This window comes from Rossellomorea sp. NPDC071047 (assembly GCF_050270195.1).
Lineage (GTDB): Bacteria > Bacillota > Bacilli > Bacillales > Bacillaceae_B > Rossellomorea.
This window is the reverse complement of record NZ_JBNNJT010000001.1, coordinates 1,191,921-1,208,169: the sequence shown is the minus strand read 5'-3', so window position 1 is coordinate 1,208,169 and position 16,249 is coordinate 1,191,921. Positions and strand designations below refer to the sequence as shown.

15 protein-coding genes are annotated in these 16,249 nt (G+C 35.1%); 7 read left to right on the top strand and 8 right to left on the bottom strand.

Going from position 1 to position 16,249, the window contains the following annotated elements; translation table 11 throughout:
* Positions 1–34 precede the first annotated feature (34 nt).
* Complete coding sequence (locus tag ACQKFO_RS06255) at positions 35–520, top strand: Mov34/MPN/PAD-1 family protein (protein WP_427597473.1); 486 nt, start codon at positions 35–37, stop codon at positions 518–520.
* A 119-nt stretch (positions 521–639) separates the two neighbouring features.
* On the opposite strand, the gene ACQKFO_RS06250 is transcribed toward ACQKFO_RS06255, so the two are convergent.
* Positions 640–1,332: a galactosyltransferase-related protein gene (locus ACQKFO_RS06250; RefSeq protein ID WP_427597472.1), complete on the bottom strand. Its 693-nt coding sequence runs from the start codon at positions 1,330–1,332 to the stop codon at positions 640–642.
* A gap of 38 nt (positions 1,333–1,370) precedes the next feature.
* Positions 1,371–2,321, bottom strand: coding sequence for a Gfo/Idh/MocA family protein (locus ACQKFO_RS06245; protein WP_427597471.1), 951 nt, complete (start codon positions 2,319–2,321; stop codon positions 1,371–1,373).
* Positions 2,322–2,470: 149 nt separating this feature from the next.
* Here ACQKFO_RS06245 and ACQKFO_RS06240 point away from each other — a divergent pair, with 149 nt between their 5' ends.
* Positions 2,471–3,148, top strand: coding sequence for a DapH/DapD/GlmU-related protein (locus tag ACQKFO_RS06240; RefSeq protein ID WP_427597470.1), 678 nt, complete (start codon positions 2,471–2,473; stop codon positions 3,146–3,148).
* A gap of 141 nt (positions 3,149–3,289) precedes the next feature.
* Here ACQKFO_RS06240 and ACQKFO_RS06235 read toward each other — a convergent pair whose 3' ends face one another.
* The 4 genes from ACQKFO_RS06235 to ACQKFO_RS06220 form a co-directional block, all read right to left on the bottom strand.
* Complete coding sequence (locus tag ACQKFO_RS06235) at positions 3,290–4,570, bottom strand: DUF6395 domain-containing protein (protein WP_427597469.1); 1,281 nt, start codon at positions 4,568–4,570, stop codon at positions 3,290–3,292.
* Positions 4,571–4,757: 187 nt separating this feature from the next.
* The gene (locus ACQKFO_RS06230) at positions 4,758–5,702 is read right to left on the bottom strand and encodes a glycosyltransferase family protein (RefSeq protein ID WP_427597468.1); all 945 of its coding nucleotides are present in this window, start codon (positions 5,700–5,702) and stop codon (positions 4,758–4,760) included.
* Entirely contained in the window at positions 5,692–6,528 is an 837-nt protein-coding gene (locus tag ACQKFO_RS06225; protein WP_427597467.1) for an FkbM family methyltransferase, read from the bottom strand. The genes ACQKFO_RS06230 and ACQKFO_RS06225 overlap by 11 nt, the downstream gene beginning before the upstream one ends.
* A gap of 59 nt (positions 6,529–6,587) precedes the next feature.
* A complete protein-coding gene (locus tag ACQKFO_RS06220) occupies positions 6,588–7,556 on the bottom strand; it encodes a glycosyltransferase family protein (RefSeq protein ID WP_427597466.1) in 969 nt (322 codons plus the stop codon).
* A gap of 143 nt (positions 7,557–7,699) precedes the next feature.
* Here ACQKFO_RS06220 and ACQKFO_RS06215 point away from each other — a divergent pair, with 143 nt between their 5' ends.
* A complete protein-coding gene (locus ACQKFO_RS06215) occupies positions 7,700–9,001 on the top strand; it encodes a nucleotide sugar dehydrogenase (RefSeq protein ID WP_427597465.1) in 1,302 nt (433 codons plus the stop codon).
* Between the two features lie 12 nt (positions 9,002–9,013).
* Positions 9,014–10,114, top strand: coding sequence for a DegT/DnrJ/EryC1/StrS family aminotransferase (locus ACQKFO_RS06210; protein WP_427597464.1), 1,101 nt, complete (start codon positions 9,014–9,016; stop codon positions 10,112–10,114).
* Between the two features lie 50 nt (positions 10,115–10,164).
* Here ACQKFO_RS06210 and ACQKFO_RS06205 read toward each other — a convergent pair whose 3' ends face one another.
* Positions 10,165–11,040 (bottom strand): glycosyltransferase family 2 protein, encoded by an 876-nt coding sequence (locus tag ACQKFO_RS06205; RefSeq protein WP_427597802.1) that lies wholly within the window; start codon positions 11,038–11,040, stop codon positions 10,165–10,167.
* A 167-nt stretch (positions 11,041–11,207) separates the two neighbouring features.
* On the opposite strand from ACQKFO_RS06205, the gene ACQKFO_RS06200 reads away from it, so the two are divergent.
* Positions 11,208–12,413 carry a hypothetical protein gene (locus tag ACQKFO_RS06200; RefSeq protein WP_427597463.1) on the top strand — a complete coding sequence of 402 codons (1,206 nt, stop codon included), beginning with the start codon at positions 11,208–11,210 and terminating at the stop codon, positions 12,411–12,413.
* 53 nt (positions 12,414–12,466) lie between these two features.
* Here ACQKFO_RS06200 and ACQKFO_RS06195 read toward each other — a convergent pair whose 3' ends face one another.
* Positions 12,467–13,822, bottom strand: coding sequence for a hypothetical protein (locus ACQKFO_RS06195; RefSeq protein WP_427597462.1), 1,356 nt, complete (start codon positions 13,820–13,822; stop codon positions 12,467–12,469).
* A gap of 276 nt (positions 13,823–14,098) precedes the next feature.
* Between ACQKFO_RS06195 and miaB the strand changes: the two genes are divergently transcribed.
* Positions 14,099–15,664, top strand: a complete 1,566-nt coding sequence (miaB, locus tag ACQKFO_RS06190; protein ID WP_427597461.1) for a tRNA (N6-isopentenyl adenosine(37)-C2)-methylthiotransferase MiaB — start codon at positions 14,099–14,101, stop codon at positions 15,662–15,664.
* Between the two features lies 1 nt (position 15,665).
* On the top strand, positions 15,666–16,097 hold the full coding sequence (locus ACQKFO_RS06185; RefSeq protein WP_148969272.1) for a RicAFT regulatory complex protein RicA family protein: 432 nt from the start codon (positions 15,666–15,668) through the stop codon (positions 16,095–16,097).
* Positions 16,098–16,249 lie beyond the last annotated feature (152 nt).

Genomic DNA, 16,249 nt, shown 5'->3' with positions numbered 1-16,249 from the left:
AATAAAATTTATAAGCAGCAAAAGAGTGTACCCATTGGGATTAGAAAAGAACAAAAAAAGAAAATGGAAGCGAAACGAACAAAGTTCAAATTTAAGGGATGCGGGTGTAACGCATAAAGAAAGAGTCTATATTTCAAAGAAATTAATTCAATTACTTGAAGCGGAATGTAAAAAAGAGCTTCCGAATGAGGCATGCGGATTTATTTCTGGTCATACTAAGGTTTGTAAAAATGTATGGCCGACCAGAAACACAAACCCTTCTCCTTATACATTTGCCATTGATATTCATGATCAAGATAGAATATTGGGTGAACTGAAAAAAAATCATGAAGAATTAGTTGGAGTTTATCATTCTCATCCTTTTGGTAAAGCAGTACCTTCAAACGATGATATTAAGCATGCCCCTGGCCAACAAATTTATTATTTCATCATTGCCTTAGGAAGGGGAGAAGCAAATATCAGATGCTATAAAATATTTAATGGTAACGTAAGGGAAGTCGATATCAAAATTTACGGGTGACAAATTTCATTTTTAAAAGGGATCTGCTATATGGCAGATCCCTTTTAACTGTTGAAAAACGTTGACCTGACAATACTCGAAGAAGGAGAATCAGTCTCCCTCTTCGAATATATATAACTTTAAATTCCCTTCCTCTTTGAAAGGATTTTCATCATTTCTTCTTTTTTATTATAGGCTTTAAAATATTCAATAACAATTCTATGGTTATTTGAATAGTATGGGTTTGTTTTAGCTTTTTTGGGTGGGTGCCATAAATGATAAATGTCACCGGTTAATCTTTTATGAGGACCACATATTGTATCGCAAGCAGCAACAAATGCATCGTCCTCACCACCCCAGCCTTTAAAACGTTCATCAAAACCTTTAATCTTCATAAAGCATGTTTTTTTGATTAAGTTTATTCCACCCACGGGAATCGACTTTTTAGGATGCCGGTTTTTACCATGTAACAGGGAAGTATTTAGAGAGAAATTTGGTTTCTCATATATCTTTTCTGACAAGGGGCGGGACAAATCACACACATTGTTAAATGGAAGTATAAGCGGAAAATATTTAAGAAGCTTCAAGCCTGTAAAAATAGCATATTTGGGGCAAAGTATATCTGCATCTACAATGGCAATGAATTCAGTTTTAGCTTTTTTTACTGCCTTATTTATTGCTGAAGATTTGGAATAAGGATCATTCCCATCGTAAGCGATTATGATATCTGTGTTTGGAAACAAGGTTTTGTAGTAATTCATAACTACACTTAAGGCATTTTTTCTGTATGGATCCTTTGAATGAAAAGGAATGATGATCGAAAAGGGAATCATCTTTAGACACATCCTTTCTTTAGGAAAAGATAATAAGACTAATTTAGGTTTGCAAGTATCCTTTCTATAATGGAAAGGGAAATCATTCCATCTTCAGCGGTAACCTTGGGCTGCTTGTGGGTTTTAACATTTTGAATGAAATCTAATAGTTGCATTTGTAATGAATCATACTCAGGAGCAGAAATATTAATTGTAGAAACTTTATTTTGACTTATAATATCTTCTATTTCAGGATAATGAGAGGAGACTTGAATCGTCTTAATCGTATGGTTAATCAAATCTACATCAAAGTATGAATGGTTGGTTATAATTTCGATTTGCCTCTTTTTATATTTCGATTTATAGCTTGCCGTTAATGTACAAATCAATCCGGATTGAAGAGTAAGAATAGACGTTACATGATCGTTCCCATGGTGATTGTTCTTTGGGGATCTAATTGAATATATTTCTTTAATTCTTTCACCTTTAGTGATCTCTTCTAATAGATATACATCATGAATCATTAAGTCACTGACAACATCAGGGGAATCCAAACGGATAGCAGTTGGGTTTAACCTATTAAAATTGATAGAGTAAATATCCTCGTACTTTAATAGCTCCATTAATAATCTAAAGGTAGGGTTGTATAATTCTATGTGCCCCACTTGTACAATCAAGTTTTTAGATTGAGCTTTTTCAACAATCTTTTCTGCATCAGAACTATTAGCAGTGATGGGTTTTTCTATTAATAAATGAACATTTTCATCTAAACATAGATTCGCAAGTTCGTAGTGATAATTAGTTGGCACACAAAGACTTATTGCATCCACACTTCTTACAAGATCGATCATAGTAGGGAAACGCTTAATTTTATATTTCTCTGAAATGGCTTGACTCTTTTTATTATCGTTATCAAATATTCCTAGTAGTGTCACATGATCCTTAAGTGCCAATAAGGCATTAATGTGCTTCTCTCCCATTTTACCAGCACCAATAACTCCAATCTTCAAATTGAACACCTCTTATACCTATTTTTAATATACTATGCAAAATAAATGAAATTGCTTGGACAAACATTTAAATGTTTAAATTAGTCCAAACTTTTATTGAGGTTAGTACATACACTATGTTATAAATAACGTTTGCAGAGGTGATCTACGTGAAGAATCTTAATGGTGTGACACTAGGGAGAAATGTAGTTGTAGAAGAGGGTGTTTTGATAGAAGAAGGGGTCGAGATTGGTCATAACAGCGTGATCTTAAAAGGCACCCATATCATGAAAAATTCAAAAATAGGTAATAACTGTGTAATTGGTATAAAGCCACAAGGAAATAATAGGATGAGAGGCAACAAAAGTTCTACTACATTATTAATTTCAGAGAATGTGAAGATAGGCAACCTGGTCAGCATTTATTCTGGCACCACTATTGGTCAACATGTATTCATTGGAGATCATGCAAGTATAAGGGAGAACGTAATAATTGATCAGGATACTGTGGTTGGTAGGGGTGCTATCATTGAATTAAATAGTACGATTGGTAAGGCATGTACTATTCAAACACTTGCGTATGTGACAGGTGATACCATTATAGAAGATCACGTTTTTATTGGTCCTTGTGTTTCTATGTCCAACGATAAATACATGGGTAAATCTCCTTATGAGTTGAAAGGTCCTGTTATTAAGAAAGGTGCTTCAATTGGAAATAATGCCACTTTACTTCCTGGAGTTATTATTGATAACGATTCTGTAGTTGGTGCAGGCTCAGTAGTAACAAAAGATGTACAAAATAATAGTACTGTTATAGGAAACCCCGCAAGAGAATTAAAGAGAAATTAATTCATACACATACTAATCAGTGAGAATGAATAAAGTAATTATTTTTGGACATGAAAGAAAGCCCCTCATAAACTGACAAAGTTCATGAGGGGCTTTTTTACTTGTATAAATGATTAGGTGAAGAAACTTTTTCAACTGGAATTATAATTTTTTTATTGTATCTACACTATACAAGGTTTTCATTGTGTTAATTTCATTCTCTTTCATTGTAGTTACATATTTATCAATTTGCTTTTTGATATATTGGCGATATTGTGGTGCAATAATATTTAAGGCTTCTGGATGAAATTTTTCCATCCACGATGTATTGACTGAATCCCCTCTAACTTTTTCCTTTAATTTATTCATTTCAAGATGGTTGCCATTATATTTGGAAGTAATGTATGAAAGGACGTTTCCGAAGTGTGGATAAGGATGTTTTATTATATTGTTTGCATCATTGATTTTAAACAAATTATTTAAATAAGGTTCTGAAAGAGGTACGTTATAAATCGTTTTTTCCAATAGATCTTTCCTGAAACATTTATAACAGTTCATACAAGGCTTTCCTACGCCGCCTCTGCTGCATGCTTGCGCAATATTTTTATAGCGGGAGTTCATAACCATCTTTGTTGTAGATACTTCACTTAATCCTATTAATGGGAGTGTAAAGGGCATATCTACGCTATCTAATATTTCTGACCAGATGGATATGAATGGATTTTCCTTCCAGTCTGTATACCCCTCATAACCGACCCTGTATCCCTCTTCGATCGTATGACCATTTGCTAAACTATTGAAGCCGTAGTAATCAGATAATAGTAAACTAGGAACTGCGTCGGACAAAATGGTATTAAAGCCAACAGGATTCCTTACATACTGTAAATCTGTCTTTATTCGATGAATATTAAACCCAAGTTTTTTTAAAGAATCACATGCAAAATATGCAGCTTCTTGATTAAGCATCGTTTTTCTCTGTTTAAGTGTATTAGGAGGGATTCTATCTATATAGAACAAGTGAGTTGAAGGTGGGAGAAGTAATAAAGCTGAAGTTGAATCCATACCCCCACTATATGAAAGGGCTGGTGCAGCATTAATTGGAGCTTTTCTGGGTTTGAGATTATAATTTACAGGAACTATTTTTTTATTAGTGAGTCTGTAGAAAGCCCTGTGGAAGTGTACACTGACTCCTATTGGTACAGAGATTACAGGACCACAAAATGGGTACACAATGGAAATAGCAGCAAGAGCTAACATATCTGGATGAACTGAATCGATATTCCAGTTGTTTGGCAAGTGAATATTACATTGTTTATTATCTAGGTGTACTTCACCCGATGTTTTATAACTGTTTCTAAAAATAGTAAAGTTGGTTTTATCCGATGAGTCAATAAAATAAGAAAGGGTCAATAAACCGTTTTTGCATTTGTAGTATATTTTCATTACATTCATCCTTTATTAATAAAATTCATGAAACTAATGATGTATAACCCTTGAAGAAAAAAGAAATAAATGGGATATTATAGTTTTGGGTTGGATAATTAAGATGGTATAATGTGTGAATTTGTATTTAATATGCTATAAATTTCTTTGGAATTATAAAGCTATGAATCCCACTTGTTTTTCCTTGCTATCTTTTTTTTAAGATAATGTCTTTTACGGAGTTAACAAACTGTTGTGCCCGTATTTGATTAGAATGATTTCTTTGAATGAAATGGTATCCATTATTAATAATTTCTTCTCTTGATCGATTGTTATTGAGATAATACTTCGCTTTTTCTTCAAAATTTGTAAAATTGCATGCGATGAAATTCTCACCATCCTTGAATCCTAACTCGAGAATATCGTTGTTGGGTTCAGCGAGCAGTAAAGCTTTACATGCAGGTACCTCAAAGAACTTCAAAATTGGATATTTGAGATTACTTCCACAAGTAAAAAAGATTTTAGCTTTGTTGATTTCTTTCGCATATTTAATATCGACAATCGGTTCCTTATCCCAGGATACTAAGTGACCAGGGTGAGCAATGTGGGTGAAATTAGGAAGAGTATTAAACTTATTTAACACTGCTTCTCTAAATTTGTACCGGCCATGCGTTGGCGTGTTGATTAATCCCATCAGTAGATAGTCATACTCTTTATTTTGTTTCCAATCTCTATAAATTTTTGTGTTTACTGACCAGGGTAACCATTTGAATTTATGCTGAAGCTCTGGATAGGAATTGAGAAAATTTTCTTTTGATACCGAAAAAACAGCATCAAATTTATTCGTAAGAACATAGTTTTTCCGGAAAGCAGGATTATAATGAGAATCAATAACAAAGCAACCTTTAGGTATGTCAATGGAATACAATCCAGTGATATTCGGTGCTAGTGCATAATTATATCCGACATCATAATGAAAAATAAAATCAGGTTTGACTCTTATTTTTTCTAATATATCTCTTATATCCCCATCTTCATACCAATAGTATAAATCAGCAAATTCTTCAAATGCTTTAATCATATCAAACTTCGCCTTATGCTTAGCGTATTTTATCCAGAATGGTCTAATTAATATTAAAATCTTAGGTTTCATCAGCTGACACCTCTTTAGTAATAATAGAGTAATCAAAATTATCAGGATGATAATTTTGAGGGAATAATAGTAAGTCATTACATTTAGTATCAATCGAGTAGTAGGCACTTAGGAGATGAATGTTTAGCTGGGGGATTTTTATCAGAGTGTTTTCTTCACCAGGAATGAAAATGTTGAAGTTCTCATTTAAATAGTTAATGAATTCTTCCCCGTTAACATTGACTTTTTTAAGGAAATCTATATTGAACTCAATACATCCCGCGAAAGTTTGGCACCTTTTTAAGGTACCCTTCATCCCCTCCAAAACTTTCCATTCGTGACCTTCGACATCAATTTTAAAGATGACTATCTGATTTTCAATACTTTTCAACTTAAATAGGTCGTCAATTTTAATACTGCCTATTTTCTTTTTAATTTGTTCTCTATGTTCTAATTGATAGATTGATGAATTTCCGGAACGCTCTTTATCTACAAAAAAATCTTGAGAATATAAGTTTTGATCAGATGCCAATTTATAAATGATTTTCATTTGGTCTTTATTTAGATGCTTTTGGAGAGATTTTTCGATATAAGGTTTAAGTTCTTTATTTGGCTCTACGCCATAAATCAATGCATCCTTACAGTAATTTGCAGAAAATAATATCTCTCCATAATTCAAGCCAATGTCTAAGATTAGGTTTGGTTCCAGCTTCTCTACAATTCTTCTCCAGAAATTCACAACTCTGGGCTGAGTGATCCCATTGTGCAGTGACAAGCCTAGTCCTTTCTTATCTTCATCATTTACAAAAAATGAATTCTGGTTATCACTAAATATGATTTCTTTCATCTTTTCAACACCCCTTTATTATTATTGTTCTTGGAGAGATTAGAATGAGAGAGTATGAATCAATCAATCCAGGTTTTTTTTCTTTCAATAATTATTTCATTAACATGTTTAATGAATTGAGTTGCCCTAACTTCATTTGAGTGGTATCTATTAATAAAATTCGCCCCATTTTTTGATATCCTATTTCTTAATGTAGGATTATTTAAATAGAAGAGAGCTTTTTCTTCGAAGTCTGCTTTAGTACAGGAAATGAAATTCACCCCATTAATAAAGCCTAATTCATAAATATCATTGTTAGCTTCAGCAAGTAATAGAGTGTTACAAGCGAGCACTTCGAAAAACTTTAAAACGGGGTAGTTTAATGTACTACCACAGGTAAAGAAGATTTTCGATTTATTGATTTCTTTTGCGTAATTAAGATCGACCAATGGATTCCCTTTCCAAGATACTAAATGTCCGGGGTGTTGGTGATGGACGAATCCATTATATTTTTTCATTGTTTCCAGCACTTTTTCCCTGAAAGGATATCTTCCTTCTAATACAGGATTGACTAAACCCATCAACATAAAGTCATATACTTTTGGTTGCGACCAGTCTCTAAATATAGCCGTATTTATCGACCAGGGTAACCAAATAAATCGGTTTTTCAGGTCTGGATACATTTTCAGGAAGTTTTCTTTAGTGACGGAAAATATAACATCAATTTTATTTTTATTTACATACTCCCTGCGGAAACCTGGATTGTAATGAGAATCGATAATATAACATCCTTTAGGAATATTAATTTCAGACAAACCAGTAATTCTAGGGGAGAGCTTATAATTGTAAGCTGCGTCATAATGGAAAATAAAATCTGGTTTAATGTTCAATTTTTTTATAATTTCATGAATCGAACCATCTTTATGCCAATAATATACATCCGCAAATTGTTCCAAAGATTTAATAACGTCGTATTTGGATTTGTGTTTTGCGTAAATTCTTCCAAATGGTCGGATCAAAATTAATAATTTTAATTTTTTTATTTTCAAAATTCGCACCTCCTTCTATTTTATTTTATGGATTAACAGATTTTTTGTGAGGACAAGATGTGAAAATTTCCAATAATAGATTAGTGTCTTAACAGATTCTTTGGATACGCATAAACTGATAAAAACAATAAGGGGTGTGTAGATTGAATTTAGATAAGGATAACTTGAAAGTGACGGTTATTGGTCTGGGGAAAATAGGTTTAACCATTGCTTCAGTAATAGCGGAGAAAGGAATAAGAGTTTATGGAGTAGATAAAAACCCAAATGTAGTTGAACAAGTTAACAAGGGTAACTGTCATATAAAAGGTGAACCTGGCTTGGAAGAGTTGGTAAAGGCAAATCATATTGCTCAAGTACTGACTTCTACTACAAATACTAAAGAAGCAGTGAGTAACTCCAATGTAGTAATTGTCATTGTCCCGGTATTAATAACACCTGATAACAAGGTTGATTACCAATATATTGATGAAGCGGTTAATCAAATTGGACAAAGTATAAAAAAAGATACAGTAGTGATATTCGAAACAACATTACCAACCGGTGATACAAGGAACCGGTTTGGTTCCAATATCGAGAAGCTTTCCGGTTTAAAGATGGGTACTGACTTCTACCTTGCATATAGTCCAGAGAGAGTTTATTCAAATAAAATCATAAAAAATCTCAAGGATTATCCTAAAGTCGTGGGGGGAGTAAATAAAAAAAGTAAGGATCTTGCAGTTTCTTTTTATAAAAAGGCATTACAATGTGAAGTAATTGAAATGAGTAGCACTGAAGCTGCTGAATTTGCTAAAGTAGCAGAATCGGTTTATAGGGACGTGAACATCGCACTTGCAAACGAGCTTTCTGTGTATGCGAATGAAAAAGGTGTAAATATATTAGAAATCATAAAGGCTTCAAACTCACAACCTTTTTCTCATATTCATAATCCAGGCATAGGAGTCGGGGGGCATTGCATCCCTATATACCCTTACTTTTTCTTAAATAATGGACTAAGTACAGATGGCTTAGTTAACAAAGCTAGAGAAATCAATGATAGCATGGCGGTTTATTCTGTCGATTTGATAGAAAAAGAAGTAGGTAAATTAGATTCTATGAATATACTTATTTTAGGGCTGTCGTTTAGAGAAAATGTGAAAGAACACACAAAATCAATTACTATACGTCTAAATGAAATCCTAAATGAAAAGAATGCGAATGTTTTTGTGAACGATCCGTATTATTCTCCTAAAGAAGTTGAAGACATGGACATAAAGTATATTTCACTTCAGGATAAATTAGTTCCTGACATGGATATTGTCATTTTACAAGCTAATCATTCCGAATATGAGAACCTTAATCTTTCCATGTTTAATAACTGCAAAGTATTCCTTGATGGAAGAAATGCGTTCAACCGCAATGAAGTTGAAGAGCAGGGAATCAAATATATCGGCATTGGAGCCACATAAGGGGGTGAGTGAATGATACCTATGGTAGATACTAAAAGTGATTTGAAGCTATACGAAAAGGAAATATTGAAAGAAGTGGCAGCAGTAATCAGAGGTGGAGAGTATATATTTGGACCAAAGTCCAAAAAAATCGAAGAAGAGATAGCTGATTATGTAGGCGTTAAGTATGCGTTGGGGTTAGCAAATGGTACAGATGCCATTACATTGGGATTAAAAGCCCTGGGAATTGGAGAAGGGGACGAGGTCATCACTACTCCTTTTACCTTTTTTGCAACCGCTGAATCTATCGCTCATGTAGGAGCCAAGCCGGTTTTTGCAGATATTGAAGAAGAAACATATAATATAGATCCTAAGGAAATCATCCGGAAAATTACTAATAAAACGAAAGCGATCATTGTTGTCCATTTATTTGGCCTGGCTGCAAATATGGATGAGATAATGAAAATAGCCAGGGAGCACGAACTATATGTGATTGAAGATGCTTGCCAGGCGTTAGGAACAAAGTACAAAGGAAAGATGGCAGGAAGCATAGGGGACATAGGTTGTTTTTCGTTTTATCCTACAAAGAACTTAGGTGCGTGCGGTGATGCTGGAATGCTGACAACTAACTCTCTGGAACTGAATAATAAAATAATGCAATTCAGGAATCACGGCTCTCAAGAAAGGTATATTCACAACACAATAGGAATCAATAGCAGGTTGGACGAGATACAGGCAGCCATTCTATTAGTGAAATTAAAATACTTTGAAGAATTATTGGATAAAAGAGATGCTATTGCTAAAACGTATTACTCAGGATTAAAGAATAACCTAAAGCTCCCCACTTATATACAATCAAGAGAACACACTTATCACCAATACTCATTCAGGGTGCAAAAAAGGGAAAGATTAATGGAGTATTTAAAAGAAAAAGGAATTTCGTCTATGATTTATTATCCGATTCCGTTACATCTACAAAAAGCGTTTAGCCATTTACATTATCAAAAAGGGGATTTTCCGAAAACAGAAAAAATATCCGATGAAATCCTCTCCCTGCCGTTGTATCCAACGTTATCCAATAGCCATCAACAATTTATCATTAACACTGTAATCGAGTTTTTAAACAACCAATAATACGAAAAAAAACCATTTCTTTTTATAGATAAAAGAAATGGTTTTCGTTATTAAAAGTGTATTTTAAAATGTTTAAAAAACCATTCATCATTAAAAGACCTGCTCTGTAAATATTTCTTTCTTCGTTGTTCCACTCCATCTTTGAGAACAAGATTCTCAATTTTTTTTGGACTCCTATGAATGATTAAATCTTTCGTTTTTTTAATCCTATCCTGATTGAAATGCAGGTAAGCCATCCGCAGTAGGTTATAATATACTCCATCATAATCTACTTTGTAAGGGTGGGACTTCCTGAACAAATGTTTGATTGTAACTGCCGGCTCGCAGCTGCACCTATAGCCGAACAACCAAAGTTTTATAGATAATTCTACATCTTCATGTCCCCAGGTTTTAAAGCCGGTTTCAAATCCACCAACTTTAAAAAAGACATCCCGTTTTATTAAAAAACACCCGCCTGGAATAATCGCAGTATTAAATAAACATGGCTTTTTCTTATGCCATTGTATCCTTAAACTGCTATTTAAAGTTTGCCCATAGCCTACAATCTTCGGGTCGTCCATTGATGCTATCGCGGGACAAACGACATCCGTCATATCCACCCTTAAAGTAGTTAGTAATCTATCTATCCAATAAGGTTCGAAAGATAAATGAGCATCACAAAACATTAAATAGTTAAATTTAGCGTTTTCAGCTCCTATATTACGTGCTACTGAAGGCCCTACTCCCTCCGTCCTAATTAACTTGACTTTATTTTTGAAATGAGATTGTTCCAAGAAATCACAACACCGATCTTCAGAAGCATCGTCAACAATAATAACTTCGTAGTCAATTGTCGTATCAGTAGCAAAAAGTGAAGTTAATGTGTTTTTCACATTTGGACCTTCATTTTTTACAGGAAAGATAATAGATACCTTCGAATTATCCATTTGCACTTCAGATTCTCTCCTTCACATATATATTCATCCATTTATCTTATGTCAATAAATCGTGTTGGTGTTCTTAGAATTCAGGGCTCATGTGAAGCATCATAGTTAGTCGATTCGTAACATAAGATAAAGAGACCAAATAATCATTAAGGGTGGTGAGCCTGTAAATGAAATTAAAAATCAATAATCATGATTGGGGATCAATTCCAGACTATTACTTATCAGCCATCCAGTTTTTTTGTGCGGAGAATAATTATCATTTTAATTGGAATAAAGAAGAACAAATGATGGAAGTGAATAGTTCTCTACACGGCAAAAAAGTATGGCTGTCAGTGAACACATCGAATGAGAGCACAAATCATGAGATAATTGAAAAGGTGAGAGAGGTATTAACTCATTATGGAGTTGAAATTTCGATTGTGGAAAATACTGGATGGATCAGTGATGGTGACCTGTTTATGGAATTAGTGTCGACTAAACCAAAGAACGATAAACGGTTTGTTTCATTTGGATATAACGAAAAATTGAATTCCATCAATGTGAAAAAAAATCTCTCCATCTATAAGGATGAGCTGCATTTCAATGGGTACTATTTATTGCAAGAGCGACACTCAATTCCACATCTTAGATGTTCCATACAGTGTAAAGATGAAGAATTCTTACTTAATGAGGGTCCTTCAATTTTAACGACTTGTGCGCTGAAAATACTACTTGGAAACCAGAAACCCACCTTACTCGATTTGAATGTTCTGCACATATTAAAAACGACAGGTAAGCTTGATGAGGATACCGTAACAAATAAGGAGGAGATAAAGAAGCCAAATAGGCATACCCAGATTGATGATAAGGAATACGAAGAAATCAAAAAGCAAAAAGCAAATCGGAAAATCCGGGAAGCCCAGGTGAAAAGGCCATCTGCTGAAATATATTTTGATTATAATGTCTTACCTAATCGGAAACTGGAACGATATTCCATTAAAGCTGCATTTTACATTAAGAATACCGGAAACGTAGACTTATTGAATCCAAAAATCTGCTTTCGAATGAACCCTCCTGATAAAATTGAAATTGGAGGACAGATCCTCCCTCCTGAAATGAGTGAGATTTTTTCCATTCAAGGCCAAAACGGTGCACAAGGGTGGAAGTATATGGGGGAAGACTGGCTGGAAAAGGCATTTGCAACTGGCGATTATTGGATTGAATCTATCCAGGAATCCATTATTCCGCCGGGGGAAACAATTTCGGTTGAGGGGTTACAATTTACGTTGGAAAATCTCGAAGAACAGGAATCTTCTACTATTTTGGGGTTTGTGTTATTTGAAGAACAAGAGCTCCAGCTCAGTTCAAACAACAAAATCATGATTAGCTTTTAACCATAATAAAGTTGCCAAGGGATCTCCCAAAGCAACTTTATTTATTACTGACGTTATTCTCTTGACCTGTCATCGTTTTGAGTGACCTTCTTATCTGATGAATGTTTCTGACGTGGTTTAATAATATGAGTTTGGCTTCGTTTTTGGTTTTCAACCATTCGTTTCAGCTCAAATAAATTGTGGGTCATTCTCGAATTATGGTCACGGATGGAATCGACTTCCTCAATAAATTCAATAAATCGCTGCTCGACTTCTTCAAATTTCTCCATTAATACTTCATTCTGATGGATAAAGTGGAGTTCTTGCTCCTGTTCAACCAATTCAATTCGTTCATCCTGCTGTTTTGACCGTTGATCAATATCGGCAAATTGGGTGGAAAACCACCACTCATTCTCTTCAAACTGCTTTTGATATTCGCTGATAAATGTTTTAATATATTCCATTTTTTGTTTTTCAGCTTCGACTAACTGATCCTTTGCGAACTGCAAAGAATCAAGAGTATGTTTCCTCTCAGACATTAGCTTTTCTAGCTCTTCTGTTTTAGAAATAAGGCTATAGAACATTTCTTTCTTCGTTTCTTCAGAATGAGCTAATGCAGCGTTTAAATCCGAAATATGCTGTAGTTGACTATGCACTTTCGTATTTAAAGATTGGTTTCGTTGCAGCAATGTTTGATTTTCTTTTAGTAACGTTTCGTTTTCAAGGGTTGACTTGTTATGACTTTCTTCCACCTTGGATAAGGAAAGTGAGAGGTTATTGAGTTCATTTTCGGATTGAAGGTGCTTTTTTTCTAGTTCATTATTGATTATAGACTTCTCTTGAAGCAAATCTTCCTTCTTGTGAAGCTGTTGACGGAGTGAATCTCTTTCTTCATCCAGCCTGGACATGGAAAGGGCCAGGTTGTTCCGATCCACCTCAGTTTGAACCAGCTTTTTCTCCAGCTCGTTTATCATTTCACTTTTTTCCAAAAGGAATTCTTCCTTGCTGATAAGCTTATCATGAAGTATTTTCAATTGATCTTCTAATAGGGATAAAGATACTGATAGATTTTTTCGCTCCATCTCGATCTGAAGCAGCTTTTGCTTTAATTCATGAATGTTTTCAGTCTTCTCTATAAGGATGTTTTCCTTGATGTGTAGCTGATGGTGAAGTTCATTTACTTGATACTCAAGCTTTTCTTTCCGTTCTTTAAATCTATTCCGATCCTTCATAAGTTCTTCCTCAGAAACCCGGTTTACTTCTAATTCCTCATTTAGATGGTCTATTTGGTGAAGTTTAGAGTTGAAAAGTTCTTTATAATGCTGTACCTCAGCATACAGATGGCTTTCTTGTAATCTTTGAATGGTTTGGTTTAGTTCATCTATTTTAGAATGGAAGTATATTTTTTCCTGGTTTTCAATGTGATACATAGGTGTCTTCATTTCATTCTTTGCTATGTTAATCGCCTCCCTGGGTATTTGTCTTACTTTACGTTATGCACCATTTGCAAGGGGAGTTACATGGATGAAAGCCCATTTATACTGGTAAGCGGGAAGTTTCGAACAAATTTCAACACTTATGCGCCTCTATTGTATGTATCCTCGAAAACCTTTATACTATTATAATGTGCAAGAATGTATATCTTCTTAGATGATTTATAATAGAAGATAAGCGGTTTGGTTATAGAGGTAGAAAGGGGATTTTTCATGAACGAAGAGCAAAGAAAACATGGACAACAATCGAAGTCTGTTACTCCATCGGACCAAAAATCCGAAAAGGATTACAGTAAGTACTTTGAAAGTGTCTATATCCCACCATCGTTAAAAGATGCCAAAAAGCGTGGGAAGGAAGAAATTAAATATCATAATGACTTTACGATTGATGATCAATATAGAGGTTTAGGGGAAGGCAAGAAATTCTATATTCGTACGTACGGTTGTCAAATGAATGAACATGATACAGAAGTGATGGCAGGGATTTTCATGGCTTTAGGCTATGAAGCGACGAATTCGACTGATGATGCAGACGTTATCCTTTTAAATACATGTGCGATTCGTGAAAATGCCGAGAATAAGGTATTTGGTGAGTTAGGTCACTTGAAGCATTTAAAGCGGGAAAAACCTGAGCTATTGATCGGTGTATGCGGATGCATGTCACAGGAAGAATCCGTTGTGAATAAGATTCTGAAAACATACCAGCAAGTAGATATGATTTTTGGAACTCATAACATTCATCGACTTCCTAAAATCCTGTCTGATGCTTATATGTCCAAAGCCATGGTAGTGGAGGTTTGGTCTAAAGAGGGGGACGTCATCGAGAACCTTCCGAAGGTACGCCGCGGGAACATTAAAGCATGGGTGAACATCATGTACGGGTGTGACAAATTCTGTACGTACTGTATCGTTCCTTACACACGCGGTAAGGAACGGAGCCGACGTCCTGAAGAAATCATTCAGGAGGTAAGAAACCTTGCTGCCCAGGGGTATCAAGAGATCACTCTTCTTGGTCAGAACGTGAATGCCTATGGTAAAGATATCGAGGATCTTGAATATGGCTTAGGAGATTTAATGGATGACCTTCGAAAAGTGGATATTCCTCGTATTCGATTTACGACCAGTCATCCGAGGGATTTCGATGATCATTTAATTGAAGTTCTTGCGAAAAAAGGGAATCTGGTTGAGCATATTCACTTACCGGTTCAATCCGGATCGTCAGATGTCCTGAAGATCATGGCCAGAAAGTATACACGTGAGGAATTCCTCGAATTAGTGAGGAAAATCAAAACTGCGATGCCGGACGTTGCTCTTACAACTGACATCATCGTCGGATATCCGAATGAAACCGATGAGCAATTTGAAGAAACTCTTTCTTTATATCGGGAAGTTGGATTTGAATCGGCTTTTACGTACATCTATTCTCCTAGGGAAGGTACCCCTGCGGCGAAGATGAATGACAATGTACCGATGGATGTCAAAAAAGAGCGGCTTCAACGATTAAATGCAGTTGTGAAGGAATACTCTGCTGAAGCGATGAAGAACTATAAAGGGCAGATCGTCGAGGTACTGGTGGATGGAGAGAGTAAGAAAAACCCTGACATCCTTGCCGGCTATACCCGACGCAGCAAGCTTGTCAATTTCAAGGCTCCTAAAACAGCCATTGGAAAAATTGTAAAGGTTAAGATCACAGATGCTAAATCGTGGTCACTGGATGGGGAAATGGTCGGAAATGGCCAGATTGGATCAGAATTTCAAGAACCGGTAGAGGTGAATTAATATGGCAAAGTACACAAAAGACGATATTATGAAGCGGGCAGAAGAGCTTGCAACGATGATTGCTGAAACAGAAGAAGTGGATTTCTTTAAACGCGCTGAAGCTCAGATTCACGAAAATCAAAAAGTGCGTGAAATGATTGCAAGTATTAAGAGCTTACAAAAACAAGCGGTTAACTTCCAGCACTATGGTAAGACAGAAGCGTTAAAAATGGTTGAAGAAAAGATTGAAAACCTGGAAAAGGAAATCGATGCCATTCCAGTCGTACAACAATTTAAAGAGTCTCAAACGGACGTGAATGACTTACTACAAATTGTTGCTTCCGTCATTTCTAATAATGTGACGGATCATATCATTGAAACCACCGGCGGAGATTTACTCCGTGGTGAAACCGGATCACAAGTGAAAAACTCAACGCCTGGAAGCTGTTCTTAATAGAAGAATGGTGTATATAGGTGCATAGTGAAAATAAAAACGATCTCTGCTTAAAGGAATATCCCTTTCATGCGGAGATCGTTTTTTGTGTTTTTTTAGATCTTTTGCTACTGTTTCCTTCTTCGTTTTAGTTGTGCGCTCCATTATCGAAA